Origin of the sequence: Neisseria benedictiae, assembly GCF_958267435.1 — a bacterium.
GTDB lineage: Bacteria > Pseudomonadota > Gammaproteobacteria > Burkholderiales > Neisseriaceae > Neisseria > Neisseria bergeri.
On the sequence record NZ_CATQFV010000011.1, the window covers coordinates 1 to 841 of the forward strand.

Consider the following 841-nt stretch of genomic DNA (forward strand, 5'->3'; position numbering starts at 1 on the left):
TGATTAACCGCCAACTGACCGAAAAAGGCTTAAAAGTAGAGAAAGCATCCGCCGCCGTCATTGACGCCACCACAAGTAAACTTTTCAGCAAAATTCTTAATCCTCATGATGGCACCACGTTTGTTTTGCTCCTTCCAATTTATCCGACAACATAATATGAGCGATAGAACTTTCTCGACTAGATTGTCCCTTGGGAAGTGTTTTCCCTGTGGAGTAAGGTCCTTCCAAAAACTTACCAGGATTTTTAGGGTCAGGAATATCTTTAAACCATACATCGGAAGTAGGAGTTGTAAGCCCCTTAAGTTCACTTGCGGTGAATCCAAGTTCTTTTGCTTTATCAGCCATTAAAACGGGGAACCATTCATAGAATCCTCCACAATTTCTCAAAGCATTTGGTATTGGATTCTTAGTATTTGGATCTGCCATAACTTTGCGAATATCCGCAACACTTGCACTATCAAACCAAGAATCAAAGCCACCTTTCCCCCATGAAGCTTTGGAAAGTCCCAGTGCATCGACCCATATCTGGCTATTGAAAGCAAATAAATATAGGTTATCCTCTCCAATTAATTTAATCGGATCCTGATTCACAAACCGCCCCGCCTCAGGCTCGTAATAACGCATCAGGTTGTAATGCAGCCCGGTCTCTTCATCGAAGTATTGGTTTTGCAGTCTGAACGGCTGATGGACGTTCTGATAGACGCGCCCGTCCTTTTTCAGACGACCCCAGGCGGTGTATTCGCCGTACCATAAAAGATTGCCGTGGATGTCGGTCATCTCGCGCGGAATGCCGATTTGGTCGGTATGGAAATAGGCGAGGTATTGCGCTTCGTCTTGGTTG

General features: G+C 44.7%; 1 protein-coding gene. It reads right to left on the bottom strand.

Annotated features, from left to right (window positions below):
• Positions 1-96 precede the first annotated feature (96 nt).
• Positions 97-841, bottom strand: a 745-nt coding sequence (locus Q3O12_RS00775) for an RHS repeat domain-containing protein (RefSeq protein ID WP_301668883.1), incomplete at its 5' end; no start/stop codon positions are given.